Annotated in this window: 3 protein-coding genes and 1 pseudogene; 1 reads left to right on the top strand and 3 read right to left on the bottom strand. The window is 33.9% G+C overall.

Annotated features, from left to right (window positions below):
* From COE53_RS23445 to COE53_RS23435, 3 genes and pseudogenes are all read right to left on the bottom strand, one after another.
* Window positions 1-842 (bottom strand): annotated as a pseudogene (locus tag COE53_RS23445) (collagen-like protein); the annotation flags it as partial.
* A 198-nt stretch (window positions 843-1,040) separates the two neighbouring features.
* A complete protein-coding gene (locus COE53_RS23440; protein ID WP_098948797.1) occupies window positions 1,041-1,823 on the bottom strand; it encodes a class I SAM-dependent methyltransferase in 783 nt (260 codons plus the stop codon).
* A 103-nt stretch (window positions 1,824-1,926) separates the two neighbouring features.
* Window positions 1,927-2,652 (bottom strand): MurR/RpiR family transcriptional regulator, encoded by a 726-nt coding sequence (locus COE53_RS23435; RefSeq protein ID WP_098948796.1) that lies wholly within the window; start codon window positions 2,650-2,652, stop codon window positions 1,927-1,929.
* Between the two features lie 242 nt (window positions 2,653-2,894).
* Between COE53_RS23435 and COE53_RS23430 the strand changes: the two genes are divergently transcribed.
* Window positions 2,895-4,331: a glycoside hydrolase family 1 protein gene (locus COE53_RS23430; protein WP_098948795.1), complete on the top strand. Its 1,437-nt coding sequence runs from the start codon at window positions 2,895-2,897 to the stop codon at window positions 4,329-4,331.
* Window positions 4,332-4,830 lie beyond the last annotated feature (499 nt).

The raw sequence follows: 4,830 nt of genomic DNA, 5'->3' as shown, positions 1-4,830 counted from the left end.
CCGGTTGTTCCGGTTATTCCGGTTGCCCCGGTTAATCCTGTCGTTCCCGTCGTTCCTGTTGTTCCAGTTGCCCCGGTTGCTCCTGTTATCCCAGTTGCTCCTGTCGTTCCTATTGTTCCGGTTGCTCCAGTTACTCCTGTTGTTCCTGTCACTCCAATTGCCCCGGTTGCTCCTGTCGTTCCTGTCGTTCCTGTTGCCCCTGTTGTTCCCGTTGTTCCTCTTATTCCGGTTGCTCCTGTATCTCCCGTCGTTCCTGTCACTCCGGTGGCTCCCGTTGACCCTGTTGTTCCTGTCACTCCAATTGTTCCGGTTGCTCCTGTTGCTCCCGTTACCCCTGTCGTCCCGGTTGCTCCCATTGCCCCCGTTATCCCCGTCGTTCCGGTTGAACCTCTTGCTCCAGTTACTCCTGTTATTCCGGTTGGACCTGTTACTCCGGTTGTTCCTGTTACTCCAGTTGTTCCAATTATACCCATCGGACCTGTTACTCCTGTTATTCCTGTCGATCCAGTTGGACCAATTGCTCCGGTTGGGCCTGTTGTTCCAGTTACTCCCGTCGCTCCAGTTACCCCGCTTTCTCCAGTAGGACCAGTTGATCCGGCAGCCCCCGTTACTCCAGTTGCCCCTTGTGGACCAGTTTTACCTCTTTTACCTCTAGGTCCTCTACAACATTTATCACAACAGTAGCATTCCTTTGAATCTTTACATTTACAGTTCTTACAATTCTTACATTTACTGTCCTTACATTTCTTACATTTATATTTCTTACATTCTTTACACTCACACTTCTTACATTTGCAATCTTTGCAACAAGATTTTTTATTTTCTTTGTTGTCTTTTCCCAAATTATCACCTTTTCTAACTAAAGAACCGATTTGGTAATAAACTCTTGTCCATTTTCCATACCAATATAATCTATGTGTTAACATTAGATTTTGATTAGTTGAGATGTCTACATAATGAATGGTAATTTTTTACATTGTTAATTTTTTTTACTTTAAAACTCAAAAAAAAGAGGATATTTTTTATCCTCTTTAATAAATTTAAACCTGAGCTCTAACGATGTAACACGAAAAAGTAATCGGTAGTCCTTCATTAGTTGCATTTTGTTCAAATATTCGTTTAACTTCTATTAAGTTTTCTTCTATTATCTCATTTAATAGTGATTCCTTTTGGCCGAAACATCTTAGTTTTAAAACATCAAGCGGCGTATGTAAGAATTCAAAACTATTAATAACTTGTATTTCTACACTTTCAAACTTACTTATTTCAACTCTTTGTTTTATCGTTTTTAAAATTGGTTTCTCACTATTAATTGATTCAAAAAGATTAGGAAATAATTTAGACAATTCAGTTCCTAACTCATCACCAGGATGAAGTCCAAGGATCTCGCCTCCTTTTTTTACTACTCTTTTAAGTTCTTGATAAGCTGATGTGGGTCCTTTTCGGTTATATGCACAATCAAACTGTTCAGATTCAAAAGGTAATCGATTTTTTGTGCTGCCAACAATAAAAGACATATTTGATTTTTTCGATGCATTTCCACTTTTTATAAAATCATTTGTTAGATCAAATCCTACAATTTCTTTTGCTATTTCACTACATTTAATAGTAAATTCTCCATGACCACACCCAACATCTAAAACAGTTTTGTTATTGATCATTTCAAATACTTCATTATTAAAAATAAACTCCCCATTCGGCTCTTTAACTGTCGAATTCCAGGGATATGTGTATTCCCCATACAATTTGCCTATCTGTTCATACCATATTTTTGAATGTGGTGTTACCCAATCTTTATGTAATGTGGGATCGATTAAATTCATAAATATTAATACTCCTTTATTCTTTTTTCAGAATAAATAACATTCCTTACATTCGGAGAAATCCCTTCTTTTAATGAGTAAAAATATTCATAGACCATTTGATTTATTGATTAATTCGATAAATTTCGCGCGCTATTGATTCAATTATATAGACTACTGGAACTTGCGTAGTAATATTTGCCTCTTCAAAATACTCTTCTGTTACATAATAGGGAATATTTAGATCAGAAATTTTTGCTATTGTTGATAATTTGTTGTTCGTAATACTAATTATTTTACAGCCTTCTTGTTTAAGTAAATTCAGATGATTTACTGTGAAAATTGTTTCGCCTGAGACTGACAAAGCGATTGCTATACTATTTTTTGTTAATTTAGAATGAATCGGAAAATGTGGGTCTTTTATATAAAGAGAAAATTTTCCTAAACTTGAAAAGTACCTCGAACCATATTCAGCAAGAATACCTGAACTACCTATCCCAATAAAAATCACATTTTCAGCTTTGTTTATTTCAATAGCTGCCTCTTTAACTTTATCTTCTAAATCCCCTTTTAAATATCTCTCAAAAAATTCTACTAGCGTATGTTGAGCGCTTTTTACGAAGGTTCTTTTCTCCTCTTCCAAATACATTTTTAACTTTACTTTAAATTCAGAAAAGCCTTCGCAATTTAGCTTCCTACAAAAACGTAAAATTGTTGAAGTTGAAACATGGGTTTCATCTGCAATTTCACGTATACGCATATATGCGACCTTTTCCATATTTTGTGAAATGTAATTATATAAAGATAACTCTAATTCATTAAAAGACGCGATTTGATCATTTGAAAACATTTTAAATAGTTCTCCTTTTTTATAGCCTACTACTTATATTTAATCTATTTTATTATCTTAACATACAAAATAAAAAACACAGCGTTACATTCATGAAACAATTATTTACTTTTGTGAATAGAAACTAGATTCCATTCACTTATTTACTAACATCTCCGTTAACGTTATGATTCGTTTATATTCTCATTAATTAAAAATATGGATTTATGTAAACAACTAAAAAGAAATTAGGAGGTAAAAAAATGAATCAGTTTAAGTTTCCTAAAGATTTTTTATGGGGTGGCGCTACTGCTGCTAATCAAATGGAAGGCGGATTTTATGAAGGAAATAAAGGTTTAAATGTAGCCGATGTTCTTCCAGGAGGAAAGGAAAGACTGAACATTTTACAGTCACCTGGATTTAATTTTGAAATTGATCGATCAAAGTATAATTATCCTAACCACGAAGGAATCGACTTCTATCACCGTTATAAAGAAGATATTGCGTTATTTGCGGAAATGGGTTTTAAAGTTTTCCGAATGTCAATTGCTTGGACAAGAATCTTTCCAAATGGAAATGAATTAGAAGCAAATGAAGATGGATTAGCTTTTTATGACCGTGTTTTTGATGAGCTACACAAATATGGCATTGAACCAGTTGTTACAATTTCACACTATGAAATGCCAGTAAATCTAGTAAAACAATATGGCGGTTGGAGAAATCGAGAAGTAGTAACCTTCTTTGAAAGATATGTGAACGCAATCTTTAATCGTTATAAAAACAAAGTAAAGTATTGGATGACTTTTAATGAAATTAATAGTGGTTTAATTATGCCAATTATGGGGCTTGGTTTTTCTATTAAAGAAGAAAAAGATAAATACCAACCAACATTTCAGGCGTTTCATCACCAATTTGTTGCAAGTAGTATTGCTGTCAAAGCTTGTCATGATATTATTCAAAATTCTCAAATTGGCTGTATGATTTTATATGCTCCGGTTTATTCATTTGATTCGAATCCTAAAAACGTAATGTTTGCCCTTGAAGAAGAACGCTTTTTTAATTACTTTTGTGCAGACGTTCAGGTTCGTGGCGAATACCCGTCATTTATTAATCGCTTCTTTAAAGAAAACAATATTAATATTGAAATGCAAGATGGAGATTTAGAATTAATTAAAGAAGGCACTGTTGACTATATTGGTTTCAGTTATTATATGTCAAGAACAGAGAAAAAGGAAAAATCTGACTTAGAAAGCTCACAAGGAAATCTGATTGGCGGAGTTAAAAATCCTTTCCTAAAAGCGAGTGACTGGGGCTGGGAAATTGATCCTGTAGGTTTACGAATTAGTTTAAATCAATTGTATGACCGTTACCAAGTACCGTTATTTGTTGTTGAAAATGGTCTAGGTGCATATGACAAAGTTGAAGATGACGGAACAATTAATGATTATTATCGAATTGATTATTTACGTGAGCATATTAATGCTATGGGAGAAGCAATTCAAGATGGCGTAAAATTGATGGGTTATACTAGCTGGGGTTGTATTGATCTTGTTAGTGCATCATCTGGTGAGTTTTCAAAACGTTATGGTTTCATTTATGTCGATAAACATGACGACGGTAGTGGAACATTAGAACGAAAAAAGAAAAAATCATTTTTCTGGTACAAAGACGTAATTGCTTCAAATGGAGAAAAACTATAAATAAAGAAGAAAAAGGAACTTCATCTAATTTGAAGTTCCTTTTCCGTGTGTTGAAATATAAAATTGTCAATAGGAAAAACGGACATTAAATTGAACTTATTTTTGTTGAAAATATCATTTTTCGGATTATTTATAAATGGTTTTAAATCTTAATAATTTGAGCAAACGATTCCAATCATTACTAGTAATGATTTTTTCAGGAGTTAAAAATATTATGTGCTAATTTTTAGAAAAACAAATTCATTTGTTTAGTTAAATTAAAGTTCGATATTAGTTGACATACAAGCTTATTAAGTTTATTAATATTCAATTGTTAGGTTACTCTAAGTAAAGGCTATTTGATTAGGGTTTATTGCAGACTTTTTTTGATGAATAAGTTGATTGGAACTAAAGGGGTGCTCGACTCCTATGGGATTAGCGGGAAGGCTGAGACCCCGCAGGCTTGCCGAGGAGGCTAAAGAATCCCGCCCCATGGAAAGCGAGCATCCTGTAATGGAAA

This window comes from Bacillus sp. AFS029533 (assembly GCF_002585125.1).
Classification (GTDB): Bacteria; Bacillota; Bacilli; order Bacillales; family Bacillaceae_G; genus Gottfriedia; species Gottfriedia luciferensis_B.
This window is presented reverse-complemented; position numbering and strand designations above follow the sequence as displayed.